Raw genomic sequence first — 16,267 nt, 5'->3', positions numbered from 1 at the left:
TCAGGCTGCCCGTGGATCATAAGGATATTTTGATGATTGCACTGAAAGATGTGTCGAAGTGGTACGGATCGTTTCAGGTTCTGACTGGCTGCACGACCGAAGTCAACAAGGGCGAAGTGGTTGTCGTATGCGGTCCGTCTGGCTCCGGCAAGTCGACGCTGATCAAGACAGTGAACGGCCTCGAGCCGTTCCAGCAAGGGGAGATCGTCGTTGGCGGTCAGTCAGTTGGGGACAAGCGTGCAAACCTGTCGAAGCTGCGCGCGAAGGTCGGCATGGTGTTCCAGCATTTCGAGCTGTTTCCACACCTGTCTATCACGCAAAACCTGACGCTCGCGCAGATCAAGGTTCTCGGCCGGGATCGCGAGACCGCGACCGCGAAGGGCCTGGCGCTCCTTGACCGGGTTGGGCTTCGGGCACACGCCGACAAGTATCCTGGGCAGTTGTCCGGTGGCCAGCAACAACGTGTTGCGATTGCTCGGGCACTGTCGATGGATCCGATTGCGATGCTGTTTGACGAGCCGACGTCCGCGCTGGACCCCGAGATGATCAACGAGGTGCTCGACGTGATGATCGAACTTGCGCGCGAAGGCATGACGATGATGTGCGTCACGCACGAAATGGGTTTCGCGAAGAAGGTGGCGCACCGTGTCCTGTTCATGGACAAGGGAATTATCGTCGAGGACGCTCACAAGGACGCCTTTTTCGAAGATCCGCAATCGGAGCGTGCGAAGGAATTTCTCAAACGCGTGCTACCCCACTGATCGCGTTCCTGCGGCCTCCGTTCGTGCACAAAGCGCCGCGAGTCTCGCGATGAGATCGACTGAACCGGGAGCGAGCCGATGACCCGGGCAGGAGCCAGTGCAATACCGAGGCCAAAAGGTGAGGGAGATCTCACCGATGAGCCTGTCCCCGAATTCGGAACCTAATCAGCGATTCTCGATTCGCTCTATTCCAGCCGGTCGAATCGTCTAGCTCGATCGCGCCGAATTCGGGAACAGGTTTGCGGCTCGCGACATCTATTTCCGCGAGTGCACGGTGACCAAGCGCTCAGCACGGCCGGCGCACCATCCGCTCGCGCATGGCATCGGTGAGCACGGCTTGTACAGGCGGTACCGGATGATCCGGCGCGGGCGGTGCATCGAGTGCCCGCAAGCCTTCGGTGACAAGCTCGCTTGCCAGCGCTTCGGCGGGCATGCGGGGTTCTCTCGCGAAGCTTTCGAGTTGCCGGTGAGCGCCGTTTGTGAGCCATGCGATCGTCGGGCACGCGGTCATTATCCGTTCTCTTGCGCAAAGGGGTGCGCGGGCCTTGCCGATGCCGCGCCATCGGCCCGCATCACGCCGGCCGGGAGCGTGCATCGAAGCCGGCCAGCAAGACCAGGGCACCGGCCGGACACGTGGCGAAAACCGGCCGTGCAAATCAATACGATCATCATCGAGACCACGGCCGGCGCGCGTTCACCGGTGCGCTTGCCTTGGTGCTCGCGGTGTCGCGCGTCGTGCGCGCACTCAGTGCGAGCCGCAACTTGGTAGAGAGCGACGCAAGCGAAGTGCACGTCGTGCGAAACACCAAGAGCGCCGGGTGCGTCGTGCGCTTGCCGTCGATTTCGATCACCACGCCTTCACGCGCCATTGTCGACGCGGCACCCTGATTCAGTGCGCTCGCTTCGCAAAACGCGCACAAGAGCGGCCGGTCGGCTTGCGTTAAGTAGCCAGGCGGCAAGCTCGAGAGCGTGTCACGCCATATCCTGCGCGCGTGACTCGCGCGCAGTGTCCCGCTCGTATCTTTTTCTCACGGTCGACTGCCCGACATGAACGGCCAGGAGGTGCAGCGTCGCCTGGGCATGACCGCCTCTATTGTGTTTGTTTCCGCTCACGGCAACATGCAGTCGGCGATTGCGGCAATGAAGGCGGGTGCAGTTGATTTTCTGGAGAAGCCGGTTGAGGTGACGTTCTGCCCGGTTCTATGGCGCGCGCACTTCGGGAGGCCGGAGAAGTGTTTGATCAGCGCAGGCGATGGGCAGAAATTCAGTTACGAATCGACCACCTTACTAGACGCGAACGGGAAGTCATGATGCTCGTCGCAACTGGACACTCCAATAAGGTCATTGCAGCGAGGCTTGGCGCGGCGGAAAAGGCAATCAAGATCCACCGGGCTAGAGTGATGGAGAAAATGCAGATGCGTACTGTGCCGGATCTCGTCTGTTGTCTGATTGAATTCGATTTGCTTGCTCCCAACGCAGACTTGCGAGGTACAACCGCCCCTCAATCAGTCTAGTTTGCCGTCGAGTCGACGCATATCGCCAGCGGTCACATCGACTCGACAAAGCTTCCTAACTTCCTAGGATTTGCCGTCGGTATAACTCTCTCGCGGCGGGTAAACGCCGCGAGGCGGCCGATCAGGATCGCGACGAACAAGCTGCCGGTGATCTGTTCAACCATGCACATGCCGCGCGCCGGGCGCGCGAGTGGCGTGATGGCGCCGAAGCCTGTGCTCGTGAGAACGGTTATGCTGAAGTAAAGCGCATCGGCATAAAGGAGCCGCCCCGACTGCCCGACGATCATGTACGGCCGTGGATAGAAGTATCCGATGCTTGCGTAGATGTACGCCCAGAGGACACCGATCAACAGATACGCCGCTGCGGCGCCAAACAACTTATCGGGCGTCATGATCCTCGGCTGGAATACGTAGCGGAGGAGATACGCAACGGTGATGAAATAGAGTACGGCACTGAATAGCCGGGATACCGCGAGGCTACGATCGTCGCCCACGCTGGCACAAGTCAACTGCGGATTCAACCGGTCGATGCAACACAATCGAAGCTGCGTGAGCCTCGATGTGTCGGGTACGGCCCCGCTTGGTGTTGCGGCGCCCGACGTGTGCCTGCTTTCACGGCTACTCCTTCTGCAGCCGGGCATGATGGTACTTAATCACATCCATGACCGCAGCCGTCATCACCGAAGTTGAGACTCCGAACATCAGGATGCCGTTGGCAGCTTCGATTGGCCCAAGCATGCGCCAGTGCTTGGACATGACAATGTCGCCGTAGCCCAGCATGATGAAATCGACCGCGGAATGGTACAGAGCAGTGGCGAAATCGGAAAACTCTCCTAAGAACATGAACAGCGCAGCCCAGATTGCCATTTGGGCGAAATTGCACAGCAAGGTCAGCATCATCACAGTTACCAATAGCAGGACGTCCACCCATAGCAAGTCCCGACTCCTAACGTTACCTCGGAAGCGCGCGTACCGGCGCAGGCAGACGGCGACCACAACGCCTTACAGGAGCAGGCACAGGACCATAGCCGGAGCGGCGGCCAGAATATTGTGTAGCATGATTGACTCCGTCTTCAGGGGGAGCGTCTGGTACATAAGGCGCCGCATCCGGAACGCGGAGATCGCAAGTTCAAAACTTGCTACCCCGACCAATCATAGGACACATTGCTTCAGCCGCACCAAGTCATGTGCCGCTCCAAATATCGGGCCTGTCGATCGGGCGCTTACCTGTGCGAAGCAGCCGCCTGAATGTCTGAGTGCCGGTACAGACGAACGACGGCTCATTGCCCGACTACCGCCTGACGCGGTCGGCCGTAGTCGACCCCTGAACTGCCCTTCGGCTGGGCGAAGATCCACCAACCGGTTCCAGGTACAACGGCCATTTGCTCCACCCCACCAGCCGGTTGATGCTCGGCCGAACCGGGCAATCGTGTAGGACTGCATGGCGCCTCCGCCGATGGTCACGACTACCCATCGAGCACACATGAGACGGCCGGGCAGTGTGCTGCACCGCGAAAACGAACAGGCTGAGCCTGTTTGGAGGGGCGTGTCATGCCAAAGCGCTTCACAGACCGCCCTGAGTGTGATCGAAACACTCGGGATCCGCGCCATCAGGCGCCGCTGCTTGAGGCAACGTACCCGCACCGGTCGCGTGTGCGGGGCAACACGTCCGCCTTAGACTTTCCCATTGTGTCGAGTCCGAAAATATCCTACGCTGACCGGACAGGTTGGCATCATCCATCCGTTCGACTTGAAGACAACGCAGACAATAAATGATCCTTGGTACACGTTTTCCCGTGATCGCGTTGCTTGCCGTCGCCGGCCTCACGTTGACGCCAGCCCTCGCACAAAGCGAGGATGGCGCCCGCATTGCCATGCAGATTTGTTCCGGTTGCCACGGTGTAGGCGGGCGTAGCGAATCGCCGATGTTTCCTAAGCTCAATGCACAGACACCCCAATACATTGAAGCCCAGTTGAAGGGATTCCGCGAGCACGCGCGTGGCGAAAACACCGCCCGCGATTACATGTGGGGCATGGCTGCGCTGTTGGATGACGCCGCGGTCAAATCGCTGGCCGACTATTTCTCGCACCAGCCGGCAACGCGAGGCGCGACTGGAGATACCGCCTTGACGGCCAAGGGGCAGGAGATCTTCGAGCACGGCGTGCCGGATAAGGGCGTGCCGGCTTGCGCGACATGCCATGGCGCCGAGGCTCAGGGATCTGGCACATTCCCGCGGCTGGCCGGGCAGCACAAGGAATATCTGTTGCATCAGATCGAAGTTTTCAAAAATGGCACGCGTGGCAATGCGCCCGTGATGAGCGCAGTGGCGCACACCTTGAATGACGAACAGGCCAAGGCCGTGGCCGTCTATCTGCAATCCAAATGAGGTTTCCCCGCTTTGCGGTTCGGTAGACTCCGAACAAGTTGCTCCGTCCGTCAGATGGTCTCAGTTAACGCGTCACTGGCAAGGCGCAGCAAGATTCATTCGCGGTCAAATGACTCACCTTCGCTGCCTATAGGTCATAAGGTTTCCTAGGCATGGGCGGGTATCAGGATCATCCACTGACGTCCCGATCATGAGCGTCCTTCCAGCGTTGAATATTGGCTGGGATAGGCCGCCCCATTAGCAAGCGTCTCGCGGCGAGATTATCGAACATGGACCACTTCGGATCGGGCATGTTCGTTATCCCAAGGTAGGCGGTATATAGATAAGGCCACGCCCCAATCTGGTATCGAAGGTCGCCTGTAATCGGAGATTGGTCCAGCAGATAGATGTACAGTTCGTCCACATCGTGTAGTTGCGCTGTCATATGGGCCAGCGACTTTGCTTCCGAGTCCGGATGCCGTCCGTCATAGCTTGACTGCAGAAGCTCGATGGTCTTCTCATAGGGCGCAAGCGAGACGTGCGGATAATGGGAGCACATGACCGTTATAAGACTCGGAAGGTCGTGTCCTTTTCCCTTCTTTGGCTTAAAGCTTGGGTCCATGAACAGGATGAACCCTTTGATTAGCTTCTCGACCGCTTGCTCTGCCATCACGAAGCCTGGGAAGAGACCATTCAGCAAGCAACACCTTGCCGCTGCATAGTCTTCGGCAGATTGCTTGAAGAAGTACCCCGTATTGCGGTCCCGGCCATGTGGATCAAAATTGCTTGCGGCCAATATCGTCACATAGCTGGGAGGGGTCGCCTCGCTCATGGTGCAGCCGGTGGTTGTGATCGGTGCGGACATTGTAGAGGAAGGGAAGGGAAGGGAAGGGAAAGGCAAGGCAAGGCAAGGCAAGGCAAGGCAAGGCAAGGCAAGGCAAGGCAGCGGGAATGCCCCGGCAGGGGGCTCTGCACACGGTTGAAACCTGCTCGCGGGGTCCGGTGATAACTCAGGTCATCCGAAGACGGCAGCCGTTGCTGCCGGAAACGGGGTTCCTGCGTCGCGCCAGCGAAGAGTTCATCGCGATCACGCCGGTTCCGACTCGGATTACCTTAAGATTTGCACATCTCGGGCACCGGTTCGAGACCGGCATGCTGCATCGCGGTCAGGGCTTCCCATTCGACGATCGCGCCAGCGAGCGAAAGTTCGGGCCAGCGACCGATGCGTATCTGTCGCACCCGGCCATCAACGGGTGACTTGTAGCGGTAAACCCAGGTACGTTGCCTTGCCGTCGCCCGGAGACGCAATCCCGGGCACGCCGACACGTGCAGGTACTGGCCCGATTCCATCAGCTCGATGTTGTTCGCGTCGAATCGCATGATGACTCCCCCTACAAACAACGCCCTGTCGTCGGATCGGTGAGCCGGCGGCGGACACCTCGCCGGAGACACCTTTATTGCGCGATTGGAAGGGCAGCGTCGAGCGTAATTCCCCCGGGACTGTAGTAGTAGAATTCCCCAATCTGAGGCGGCAGCGAACGTAAGCTCAGGATTGAGTACACGCCCAGCTTCGAGCCGGTCACGAGAGATGCCGACAGGCGACCGGTGGGGAGCGGGTGGGCCCGCCTATGCCCGGGGTGCACGAGCGCCTTGCAGCCGGGCCTACGGATGCCGGGCAAGTTCACGCATGCGAGCCAATGCTTTGGGGGTGCCGGGCAGCGGATCAGTCAGGCGCACGATGCGTGCCCTCGGCAAGTGCGCGAGCCGTTGCTCGGCATCGAAGGTCATTGTCCGTTCTCCTGCCGGCGACGCACGCGTGGACATGGATTGAAGAGTCTCCCGTGGCTGATTCCTCCATCAAATGGTGGAGGCCGGAGGATGAGGATTCCTGATCCTTTCGCCCTGGAGAATCACTCGCTGAACGGCTTTGCCGACGGGCGCCCGGCCCCCAGGGAGGCGAGCGACGTCGATCGACATGATTGCAAGCGTAGGTCCATTGATTGTGAAGGAGCGGACGTTCGAACGTCCGCGTGAAAGTCTGGACTAGTGGCCGAAGTTGGCCGATGATCGCGCGACGCAGTCGACGCACATCGAACCGTAAGCGCCACTCAATTCTCGTTCGCAAGAGTCCGTGGGGCGCAAAGCAGCTGCCCAGGTCCTGGAAAGTTGTCGTCCTGGCCATGCTGACAACGCAACATCGGCCAAACACTTGAATGCCCGACCGCTGCATAAAAGCGAGCGAGTGCCGCAGTGTCGGTCCGGGTTGCTAGTTCCCCCTCGGCGATCATCGCACGTATGGGACAGCCGCGTGAGGTCCATGACCTGCCGGATGGCGGCCGCTCGCTCATGTGGCCGATGCAGCCGATGGGCGCGACAAATGTGGTCGCGGTCGTCGATGCATCGGGCAAGATTGTGAGTGTCCGCCAGGTGCTGCACCTCAGCGAATCCGAACTGGCGCAGATCGGCAAATGGACGAGTGATGTAGCTTCATCCTTATTTCGGCATCCTACTCATAGCTTTTTGCGCTGGCCTCCACTTCGCCCGGTGGAGCGATCGGCCCAAACCATCGAGCGCTGGTGAATTTGTGATCAAACACGGGCGCGGTGTGCTGACGTCCAACCTGCGCGACTTCTAACTCTGCAGTCACTCGGGGCTCGACCTGATATTCGTATAGCTTTACAATTTCGAGTTCGCCGCTCATTTCCATCCAGTACCATCCAGGCGCTGTGGGCCGCGTCAGGCGCCATCGCATAGTAGCCCCCTTCTTTAACCAATTTTTTGAGTATTATGCCGCAGGTTGGAGGGTCTGTTCGGATAGCACAGCAACCCAGGGGACTCCGTGGAGCACGCGCGATTGGTCAACGCAAAGGTAACGCAACGATCGCGAGCAGCCGCTCGCGACGATTGCGTTCAGGCCATCCCGAGCAGCGTCGCGATATGGGCGCAGGCCGTCAAGCAAGCGAGCGCATCAATAGCCGCCGCCACTTCCGTTCGTGCTGCTGCTGCTCGCCCCCGACGAACTCGTGTCGTTATTGGACTGATCCGCGCTAAACGACAACGACGCAAAACCTAGCGCAACTATCGCGAATACCACCGATATCAGCCTGGGTGTTTTCATGATGTTCCCTCCTGCGCAGACCACGCCACGAGCGGTGCAGCCATTCATTGAATGAAGAATCGCACGGTCCGAGTGGTGGATGCCACTGCGGCCTTGCACGCTATGCCTGACCAATAAACGCTCACGATGTCTGCTTTATTCCAGCGCATTGAGCGTGTAAAACCCTCGTGCCCGCTGGCCCAATCGAATTCGCGTCTGGCGCAAGCTGTTTCTGGAAGGCTCGACGACAATGGCAAGCACCTGCGCCCGCACGGCGACTCGTGCAGCCGCAATCGGCGTGTCGCCATGCTTTGGGTGTTGGACGAAGTCAAGTGAGGATCCCGTCGCGCCGTTGGCGCCAACGCGCAAAGGTCGTCCAGGCGAGCAGAGGGCGCGCAAAGTGGCAAAGCACATGGACTGGCACCAAAGGCTTGATCGAAAACTCATCTTAACGGAGATATTCTTCCGGTCAACTTCCGCGAAAACTGGAGCGGGTGGATCGACCTGGAAACCCTCCACGGGCACCCGAAGGACTTGCCGTATTCTGCAAAGGTCTGGATCGGACCGCTGTGTGCCGCGGTCAACTTTGCAGCTGCATGAGTGCACCGTCCAGGTTCTGGCTGCAGATGTGAATCACATCTGCGCACAACACGGCACACCGCTTCGAACTTTCAGGCCTCAGGCGCCACCGGATCAGCCCTTGCTGCACCCTTTCCAGAGTCAGTCGAGGTATCGTCCACTAAAGGCCCAGGTGAGCATCACAACCAGCGCACTGAAGCTGCATATCCATTGCGTCACAACGGAACCGGTCCCCAGATCGGGACTGGAAATCAGCGTACTCTGGATCGCCTGGCCAAGAAGCGCACCTGGCTCCAGATGGCGCGTGCGTTCGATGCGCAGCCAGTTCATCGAGAGCAGAATGGCCGACCAGCCGGAAGTGACCAGGAGCCAGTCGAGCACTTTAAAATCGAACGGCCTGGCGGGATTCCTTGCGACATTCATGGCGACGTGCGAAATCGAGGCCGTCACAACAAGAACGGACAGGGCAACAAACCACGTCGGGTAGCGAAGCAGAACGGCATACAGAAAGCTGAACATCGTGACGAGCTGGAGCCATGCCAGGCGCAAGAGCGCGAGAGTCGCGCGCAGTTCGTCATAATCGTCATCACGCATTGACCACGTCCCGCTGAGTGGAGGCATGGCGCCGGGCGTACGCGCCTGGACGCCGCTGCTTCACTGAAATCCATTCCATGCTAACGCGCCCGGCAGGCCGCCAGGATGCCTCGCAGCAGATCGATGGGGGGCGGCGGACATCCGGGAATCGCTACATCGACCGGCAGGACCGACGAAACGGGCCCACACACGGCATAGCCACCAGCGAAAATGCCGCCTGTGCAGGCGCATTCACCCGCCGCAACAACGAGCTTGGGGGCTGGCGTCGCGTCGTATGCGGCGAGCACGGCGGCCTTCATGTTCAGCGTTACAGGCCCGGTCACGAGCAGCAGGTCAGCATGCCGCGGGCTCGCGACGAACCTGATACCCAGACCTTCGATGTTGTAGTAAGGATTGTTCAGCGCGTGGATCTCCAGTTCGCAGCCGTTACAGGAGCCCGCATCAATCTGCCGGATGCACAGCGCGCGCCCGAGGAGATCGAGTATTTCGCGACGAATCTGTCTCTCCTCGTGTCGCCATGCATCTTCTGCTGTCGGCGCGGGTTCGTCTGGAAAACCGGAGCGCGCGAATTGCCGGATAAGCTGCCACATCAGAGATCGTGCCCCGCGTAGTTCAGGTTGAACGACTTGTTGATCAGCGGGAAATCAGCAACGATGTTGCCGATGATCGCGTGCTCGAGTGCTGGCCAGGTCTGCCACGACGGATCGTGGCAGTGGCAGCGCGAAACGACATCGCCCGCGTCCACCTCGAGCGCGACGAACACGTCACCGCGCCATCCTTCCACCCAGCCTGTCCCGCGGGAAGGCACGGTTGACGGTTTCACGTCGATGGCAGTCGGTCCGGCCGGAAAGCTGGCGAGCAGCGCACGGATCAGACGCAGGGACTCGCCGATTTCGGTGAAACGCATAGCAACGCGTGCGGCGACGTCACCCCTGGGGTCGCTTGCCGCCTTGACTGCCACATTGTCATACGGAGCGGGTTGCAAGGCCGCGCGCACATCAAATGTGTGGCCGCTGGCGCGAGCCGCCATGCCGCGCACGCCGAAATGCCCGGCAACATCGGCAGTCAAGCGGCCCGCGCCGGCAAACCGGTCCTGCACTCCCGACTGGTCCTCGTAGATCTTGCGCATGACGTCGACTTCACGCTCGATGGCGTCGCACTGCCTGACCAACGCCGTTGCAGTCTCGGGGCGAATGTCAACTGCCGTGCCCCCCGGCACGATGCGGTCCATCAGATAGCGATGTCCGAAGGCGTGAGCGTTCATCCGTATCCAGTCCTCCTTGAGTCGTGACAACTGGGCGAGCCCGAAGGCAAACCCGGCGTCGTTGCCGAGCGCGCCGAGGTCGCCCAGATGATTGGCAACACGTTCCCTTTCCAGCAGGAGGGCGCGCAGGTACAGCGCCCGGTTCGACACTGCGACACCGCATGCCTGCTCAAACGCCATGCAGTACGCCCACGAAAACGCAACAGTCGAGTCGCCCGCAATCCTTGCCGCGACCCGGTGGCCACCTGAGGCCGGGGTTCGTTCGAACAGCCGCTCGACACCCCGATGCGCGTAGCCGAGGCGCTCTTCAAGGCGCAGCACCTTTTCCCCAACGACCGAGAACCGGAAATGCCCCGGCTCGATGATGCCAGCGTGGATCGGTCCGACCGCGATTTCGTGAACGCCGTCGCCCGCGACCTGCACGAACGGGTAGTCAGCCTCGCTCGACTCGAATCTTTCGACGCCCGATGCCTGTCTTTGCAACGGGAAATAGTCACTGGGCCAGTTCCCATGATTGAGCCACGGGCGGGTGTCCTGCGCACCGCGAGCCTGCAAGCCGGTGAGATCGAAAATCGCCCGCTGCATGCGTGTCGCGTACGGAAAAATGGCGGCAAGATCGGGGAAGTCGCCTCCGGGATGTGGACCACGCTCGACCGCCAGACGCACCCACAGTATCCCGTCCTCGCATTCGTACGCGGCGTTCGCCGAGAAAATCCCGTCGGGTGCTTCGCTGCCCCACATGGCAATGAGCCGGCTTCGCTGCGAGCGCGCCAGATGTGCGATTTCGAGCCACCGCGCTTCGTTGACGTCGATGATGACCGCTGGAATCTGTCCTGCAGCGTGCGACAGCCGGATAGCGCCTTCGATCTGTGCCATGTCAAGTCGCATGCTTCAGCCCCCCAGCATCGTTGCGGCCTGGCGATACCACGTTGCCAGGTACGGTGGCACATAGAGACCGAGCATCAGGCCGATGCCCAGATGCACGAATACCGGCAGCAGCGCGGGGCGATGCTCGAGCGGCTTTGCTATCGTCGCTCCACCGAACGCCATCCGCTGCACGCGCGCGAAGATTGCCGCAAATGCGACGGCAAGGCCGAGCAGCAGCAAGGGCGCCGTCCACGGTATCGTATTCATCGCGGTCGTCAGGATCAGGAACTCGCTCGCAAACACGCCGAACGGAGGCAGGCCGAGAATCGCGAGTGCGCCGAGCATCATTCCCCAGCCGACTATCGGGCTGACCTGCAGCAGCCCGCGAATACCCTCGATCGCCTGCGTGCCCGCCTTCTGTGCCGCATGGCCAACCGTGAAGAAGATCGCCGACTTGACCAGGGAATGGACTGTCATATGGAGCAGCCCGGCGAACGTCGCGATCGGGCCGCCCAGTCCGAACGCGAAGGTCATCAGTCCCATGTGCTCGATCGAGGACCAGGAGAACAGCCGCTTGACGTCTTTCTGGCGGAACAGCGAGAACGAGGCAACCAGCACCGACACGAGCCCGAATCCGACCAGCAACTGCCCCGGCAGGCCATTGCCCAGTGCGCCATCGGCAAGTACCTTGCAACGGAGCACCGCGTACAGCGCGACGTTCAGCAGTAGCCCTGAAAGCACTGCCGAAATCGGCGTCGGGCCTTCGGCATGGGCATCCGGCAACCAGCTATGCATCGGCACAAGTCCGACCTTGGTGCCGTAGCCGACGAGCAGGAACACGAAGGCGATCGATACGATGTTCGGCTCAAGGTGTGTCTTCGCGGCGGCCAGGCTCGTCCAGAGCAGCGCATCATCGCCGGTCAACTGCCGGCTCGCAGCGAGGTAAAGCAGGATCGTGCCGAATAATGCCTGCGCGATGCCGACGCCGCACAGGATGAAGTACTTCCATGCGGCCTCGAGGCTCGCGGCTGTCCGGTAAACGCTGACGAGCAGCACGGTTGCGAGCGTGGCGGCTTCCATCGCGACCCACAGCACGCCGAGATTGTTGGTCAGCAGCGCAAGCAGCATCGCGAACATGAAGATCTGGTACATGCTGTGATAGAGCCGCATGCGCTTTGGCGTCATCCGGCCGCGCGCCTCTTCGACCTGCATGTACGGCCGTGAAAACAGTGACGTCGTCCAGCCGACGAACGCGGTCAGCGCGACGAGGTACACGTTGAGCGGATCGACAAAAAATACCCGTCCGAACGCAAACGACGGCCCCTGTTCGACGGTGCGCGTGGCGAGCACGAGCGTCGCCGTGAACGTCGCGAAGCTGAATGCAACGTTCAGGTTGCGCGCGACATGGCTGGGCCGGGTGAGCGCCAGACATGCGGCGGCCACGAGCGGAAGCCCGAGCACGGCGAGTACGACGTGGGCGTCACTCATCCTTGAGTTTCTCGATGTGGTGGATGTCCAGGCTGTCGAACTGCTCCCGGATCTGGAACATGAATACGCCCAGAATCAGGAGACCAACCAGCACGTCCAGCCCGATGCCGAGCTCCACGATCATCGGCATACCATTGGTCGCGGCTGTTGCCGCAAAGAACAGCCCGTTCTCCATCGACAGGAAGCCGATCACCTGGGGAATCGCCTTCGCGCGCGTGATCATCATCATGAACGACAGCAGGACGCACGCGAGCGCGATCCCGAGTGTGCCGTGCGCAACCGAGGTCGCGAGCTGGCTGATTGGCGAGGCGACATTAAACGCGATGATCACCAGCACGATGCCAATCAGCATTGTCGTCGGAATATTGATGAGCGGTTCGACATCGGCCTGGACATCGAGCCTGCGCACAAGCCGGTACAGGATCCACGGAATCACGCCGACCTTTAGCGCGAGCGTCAGGCCGGCGGACACATACAGGTGCGCATCACCGGTCACAAATCCGAGGATCAGGTTTGCGAGCACGAGCGCGACACCCTGCAACGCATAAAGGTGGATCAGTGAGAGGATGCGGCGCTGGCTCAGCATTGCGAACGACAACGCAAGCAGGACAGCCGCGAGGAAGTTGATGAGTTGCGTCGCGTAGCCGTGCATTCATGCCCCCAACAAAATGTGCACGAGCATGCCGATTACCGCGAGCAGGAAGGCGGTGGCGAGAAATTCTGGAATCCTGAAGATCCGCATTTTCGCGTTGGCAGTTTCGACCACGGCAAGCGCCGCACCGCCCACCATCAGCTTGACGAAGAGCGCGGGCAGCGCGAGCAGCAGGGCAAACGGGTTGCCTGCCCCAGCGATGCCCCACGGTACGAACAGAGCCAGGCCGATGCACGAATACGCGAACAGCTTGAGGCTCGCTGCCCATTCCATCAGTGCGAGGTGCCGCCCGGAATATTCGAGGATCAGCGCCTCGTGGATCATCGTCAGCTCGAGGTGGGTGGCTGGGTTATCGACGGGCAGCCGCGCGTTCTCGGCCAGTGACACCAGCGTGAACGCAATGCCCGCGAAGGCCAGGCTCGGATAGATCGTGAGCTCACCCCGACCGAGTGTCGCGACGATGCTCGTGAGCAGTGTCGACTGGGTGATCAGCGAGGCCGAGAACAGCACCATCAGCAGCGCGGGTTCCGCGAGGAAGCCGATCAGCATCTCGCGGCGCGCGCCGAGCGTGCCGAACGCGGTGCCGATGTCCATCGCGGCGAGCGACAATGCAACTCGCGCGAGCGCAAACAGGCCGACGAGTGCGATCGCGTCTGCGGCGGGCGACAACGGCAGTTCAGTCGAGAGCGTGGGCACGATTGCACACGCAAGCGTCATCGCGGCCCAGACGACGTAGGGTGCGCCACGGAACACCGGGCTTGCGCTGTGCGCGACGACCGATTCCTTGTTGAACAGCTTGTGGAGCATCCGGTACGGCTGCCAGATGGATGGCGCACGCCGGTTCTGCAGCCATGCGCGGCACTGGTTGATCCAGCCCGTGAGCAGGGGTGCCCCGGCAAGCGCCACAACAATCTCGAGGGCCTGCGAGATCACGCCGGACAGGCTCACCATCGTCTCACCAGCATCAGGAGCAGGATCAGTACGGCGAAGCTGTAGGTCAGATACACGGCAATCTTGCCCGTCTGCAGCCGGCCGGCCCATTGCGCCGCGCGTTGCGTGAGTGCTGCGATACGGTCGTAGAAAACGGACCACGTGCGGTCGGTGACCGACACGCTGTAGAGCGGTTGCGCGTCGAACGGCGACGGCAATTGCCGCTCGACGCGCAGCAGCGGCGCGAAGATCTCCCGGATCGGTTGCCCGAACCCTTCGGCCGTGTCCTGCATTCGTGCTGTCGTGAACGGAAAGCCGCAGCTCCAGGGCGCGGCGCGACGCAGCCTGCCGTGGTAGAAGCGCCGCACCAGGACCCAGGCGAGGGCGCAGCAGGCAAGGAAGAAAAGCATGAACACGGCGGGCATGTAACTCGCCCTGGCAGCCGACACCGGCGCGAACAGCAGCCAGCCGTGATTGTTCGCGGCGATGCCGCTCCCGACAAGCGCATGCGTGACCGCGTCCAGTAGCTTGACGAACTGCACGGGCATCAGCCCGAGCAGCACACCGGCCATTGCGAACCAGCAGAACGCGAGTCGCTCCCATGCATTCGCATCGCGTGCGCGGGCCAGTTTCACTTCCCTCGGCTGCCCGAGGAACACGATGCCAAAGAACTTGACCATCGTGTAGCCGGCCAGAGCCGCCGACATCGCAACCAGCGCGGCCACGATCGGTACCGTCATGGCCAGCACGGAATTGGGCAAGCCTGGCGCGAACAGGAAACTTTGCAGCAGGAGCCACTCCGCGACGAAACCGCTCAGTGGCGGCAAGCCTGCACTGGCCGCGACGCCTACAAGCACGGCCCACGCGGTCCATGGCATGAAACGGATCAGGCCGCCCAGCCTGCCAAGATTGCGTTCCCCGGTGGCATGCAGCACAGCGCCCGTACCAAGGAACAGCAGACTCTTGAACGACGCGTGTGCTGCAATCTGGTAGAGCATCGCAGTCAGCGCCAGGGCCGACAGGCGCGGCATGCCGCATGCACGAAACAGCACCGCGAGTCCGAGCGCGGCGATCATCAGGCCAACGTTGTCGATCGACGAATACGCGAGCAGGCGCTTCATGTCGACCTGGATCGTGCTGAACACCACGCCGAGCAGCGTGGTGCCGACGCCGAGCACAAGCAGCAGCGCACCCCACCAGGCGATCTGCACGTGCAACAGGTCGAACACGGTGCGCAGCAAGCCGTACAGGCCGACTTTCAGCACGAATCCGCTCAGGAGGGCTGACACGGGCGAGGGCGCCGCTGGATGGGCATCGGGCAGCCAGACATGCAGCGGGAACACGCCCGCCTTGGCGCCGAATCCGGTCAGCGCAAACAGGAACGCGAGCGAAGCCCAGAATGCGTCGGGCGACTGCGCGCGCATGTTGGCGAATGTGTAGTCACCAGTGCGAGCCTGCAGAATCCCGAAGCATAGGAGCAGCGCGAGCGCACCGACGTGCGAAATCAGGAAATACAGATAGGCGGCGCGACGGATCTCGCCGATCCGGTGGTTGGTCATCACGAGAAACGTGGCGGACAGCGTCAGCGTTTCCCAGGCAACCATGAAGGCGTAGGCGTCATCCGCAACGAGCACAAGCGCGATACTCGCAAGGCACACGTGGTATTCAAAACAGATGAGCCCAGGCGCGGTTCCTTCGCCCTTGCGGAAATAGCCGGCGGAAAAGGCGCCGATCCCCGCGCTGACGACGCCGAGCACGAACAGGAAATAGCCGGAGAGCCGGTCAAGGCGCAGATGGAATGGAAGGCCGGGCAGGCCGATCGGCAGTACGAGCGTGGAAGGTTCGGCGAAGACGCCGGCAAGACCTGCCGCGCCCAGCAGCAAACCGGCCAGCGCGCCAAGCGGAAACAGACCGTGCGCGACAAGCCGCGTGCGATGCAGAACCCCAAGGCCCAGCGCGCCGACCGCGAGCCAGATAGCCACGACCAGCAGGACGAAATGCACGCCAGGCACAGGTGCCATCCGGAATGTCTCCAGTGTGCTCGGATTGGACGAGGGGCATGGACTGTGCCGGGCGTACCGGATCAGTCCTGTGCATGATATTACATCGAAAGTTTAATGTGGCTAGCAGGATATGATAATGCCGTTATCATATG

The 16,267-nt window shown here is 61.2% G+C and carries 19 protein-coding genes and 1 pseudogene; 5 read left to right on the top strand and 15 right to left on the bottom strand.

The genetic code is table 11. From position 1 onward, the window contains the following. The first annotated feature begins 32 nt into the window (after positions 1-32). Positions 33-761, top strand: a complete 729-nt coding sequence (locus U5A65_RS26590) for an amino acid ABC transporter ATP-binding protein (protein ID WP_321948359.1) — start codon at positions 33-35, stop codon at positions 759-761. Positions 762-1,047: 286 nt separating this feature from the next. Here U5A65_RS26590 and U5A65_RS26585 read toward each other — a convergent pair whose 3' ends face one another. Both U5A65_RS26585 and U5A65_RS40995 read right to left on the bottom strand, forming a co-directional pair. Further along, positions 1,048-1,272, bottom strand: a complete 225-nt coding sequence (locus U5A65_RS26585) for a hypothetical protein (protein ID WP_321948358.1) — start codon at positions 1,270-1,272, stop codon at positions 1,048-1,050. 157 nt (positions 1,273-1,429) lie between these two features. After that, a complete protein-coding gene (locus U5A65_RS40995; RefSeq protein WP_415765652.1) occupies positions 1,430-1,720 on the bottom strand; it encodes a P27 family phage terminase small subunit in 291 nt (96 codons plus the stop codon). Positions 1,721-1,808: 88 nt separating this feature from the next. Between U5A65_RS40995 and U5A65_RS26575 the strand changes: the two genes are divergently transcribed. Beyond that, a complete protein-coding gene (locus U5A65_RS26575; RefSeq protein WP_321948356.1) occupies positions 1,809-2,072 on the top strand; it encodes a hypothetical protein in 264 nt (87 codons plus the stop codon). Further along, entirely contained in the window at positions 1,964-2,275 is a 312-nt protein-coding gene (locus U5A65_RS40990; protein ID WP_415765650.1) for a response regulator transcription factor, read from the top strand. The genes U5A65_RS26575 and U5A65_RS40990 overlap by 109 nt, the downstream gene beginning before the upstream one ends. A 32-nt stretch (positions 2,276-2,307) precedes the next feature. On the opposite strand, the gene U5A65_RS26570 is transcribed toward U5A65_RS40990, so the two are convergent. Continuing rightward, positions 2,308-2,667, bottom strand: coding sequence for a potassium channel family protein (locus tag U5A65_RS26570; RefSeq protein WP_321948355.1), 360 nt, complete (start codon positions 2,665-2,667; stop codon positions 2,308-2,310). Between the two features lie 226 nt (positions 2,668-2,893). After that, a pseudogene (locus U5A65_RS26565) lies at positions 2,894-3,334 on the bottom strand (ion channel). A 713-nt stretch (positions 3,335-4,047) separates the two neighbouring features. Between U5A65_RS26565 and U5A65_RS26560 the strand changes: the two are divergent. After that, the gene (locus tag U5A65_RS26560) at positions 4,048-4,662 is read left to right on the top strand and encodes a c-type cytochrome (RefSeq protein ID WP_321948354.1); all 615 of its coding nucleotides are present in this window, start codon (positions 4,048-4,050) and stop codon (positions 4,660-4,662) included. Positions 4,663-4,831: 169 nt separating this feature from the next. Here the strand turns inward: U5A65_RS26560 and U5A65_RS26555 are convergent, their stop codons facing one another. From U5A65_RS26555 to U5A65_RS26545, 3 genes are all read right to left on the bottom strand, one after another. Further along, on the bottom strand, positions 4,832-5,473 hold the full coding sequence (locus U5A65_RS26555) for a hypothetical protein (RefSeq protein ID WP_321948353.1): 642 nt from the start codon (positions 5,471-5,473) through the stop codon (positions 4,832-4,834). 281 nt (positions 5,474-5,754) lie between these two features. Beyond that, a complete protein-coding gene (locus tag U5A65_RS26550; RefSeq protein WP_321948352.1) occupies positions 5,755-6,021 on the bottom strand; it encodes an Arm DNA-binding domain-containing protein in 267 nt (88 codons plus the stop codon). Positions 6,022-6,303: 282 nt separating this feature from the next. Beyond that, positions 6,304-6,429 (bottom strand): hypothetical protein, encoded by a 126-nt coding sequence (locus U5A65_RS26545; RefSeq protein ID WP_321948351.1) that lies wholly within the window; start codon positions 6,427-6,429, stop codon positions 6,304-6,306. Positions 6,430-6,936: 507 nt separating this feature from the next. Between U5A65_RS26545 and U5A65_RS26540 the strand changes: the two genes are divergently transcribed. Next, positions 6,937-7,221, top strand: a complete 285-nt coding sequence (locus U5A65_RS26540; RefSeq protein WP_415765647.1) for a hypothetical protein — start codon at positions 6,937-6,939, stop codon at positions 7,219-7,221. 388 nt (positions 7,222-7,609) lie between these two features. On the opposite strand, the gene U5A65_RS26535 is transcribed toward U5A65_RS26540, so the two are convergent. The 8 genes from U5A65_RS26535 to hyfB form a co-directional block, all read right to left on the bottom strand. After that, positions 7,610-7,759 carry a hypothetical protein gene (locus tag U5A65_RS26535; protein ID WP_321948350.1) on the bottom strand — a complete coding sequence of 50 codons (150 nt, stop codon included), beginning with the start codon at positions 7,757-7,759 and terminating at the stop codon, positions 7,610-7,612. A gap of 699 nt (positions 7,760-8,458) precedes the next feature. Beyond that, a complete protein-coding gene (locus U5A65_RS26530; RefSeq protein WP_321948349.1) occupies positions 8,459-8,911 on the bottom strand; it encodes a hypothetical protein in 453 nt (150 codons plus the stop codon). 80 nt (positions 8,912-8,991) lie between these two features. Further along, positions 8,992-9,501, bottom strand: coding sequence for a formate hydrogenlyase (locus U5A65_RS26525; protein ID WP_321948348.1), 510 nt, complete (start codon positions 9,499-9,501; stop codon positions 8,992-8,994). Continuing rightward, complete coding sequence (locus U5A65_RS26520) at positions 9,501-11,063, bottom strand: NADH-quinone oxidoreductase subunit C (RefSeq protein ID WP_321948347.1); 1,563 nt, start codon at positions 11,061-11,063, stop codon at positions 9,501-9,503. The genes U5A65_RS26525 and U5A65_RS26520 overlap by 1 nt, the downstream gene beginning before the upstream one ends. A 3-nt stretch (positions 11,064-11,066) precedes the next feature. Then, the gene (locus U5A65_RS26515) at positions 11,067-12,530 is read right to left on the bottom strand and encodes a hydrogenase 4 subunit F (protein ID WP_321948346.1); all 1,464 of its coding nucleotides are present in this window, start codon (positions 12,528-12,530) and stop codon (positions 11,067-11,069) included. Next, complete coding sequence (locus U5A65_RS26510; protein WP_321948345.1) at positions 12,523-13,182, bottom strand: formate hydrogenlyase; 660 nt, start codon at positions 13,180-13,182, stop codon at positions 12,523-12,525. Before U5A65_RS26510 ends, U5A65_RS26515 begins: the two co-directional genes overlap by 8 nt. Continuing rightward, positions 13,183-14,133, bottom strand: coding sequence for a respiratory chain complex I subunit 1 family protein (locus U5A65_RS26505; protein WP_321948344.1), 951 nt, complete (start codon positions 14,131-14,133; stop codon positions 13,183-13,185). Beyond that, on the bottom strand, positions 14,127-16,133 hold the full coding sequence (gene hyfB, locus U5A65_RS26500) for a hydrogenase 4 subunit B (RefSeq protein WP_321948343.1): 2,007 nt from the start codon (positions 16,131-16,133) through the stop codon (positions 14,127-14,129). Before hyfB ends, U5A65_RS26505 begins: the two co-directional genes overlap by 7 nt. Between the last annotated feature and the right edge of the window lie 134 nt (positions 16,134-16,267).

The sequence above is a fragment of the Paraburkholderia sp. J10-1 genome, assembly GCF_905220165.1.
GTDB lineage: Bacteria > Pseudomonadota > Gammaproteobacteria > Burkholderiales > Burkholderiaceae > Paraburkholderia.
The sequence above is the reverse complement of the archived record's forward strand: the minus strand, read 5'-3'. Positions and strand labels throughout refer to the sequence as shown.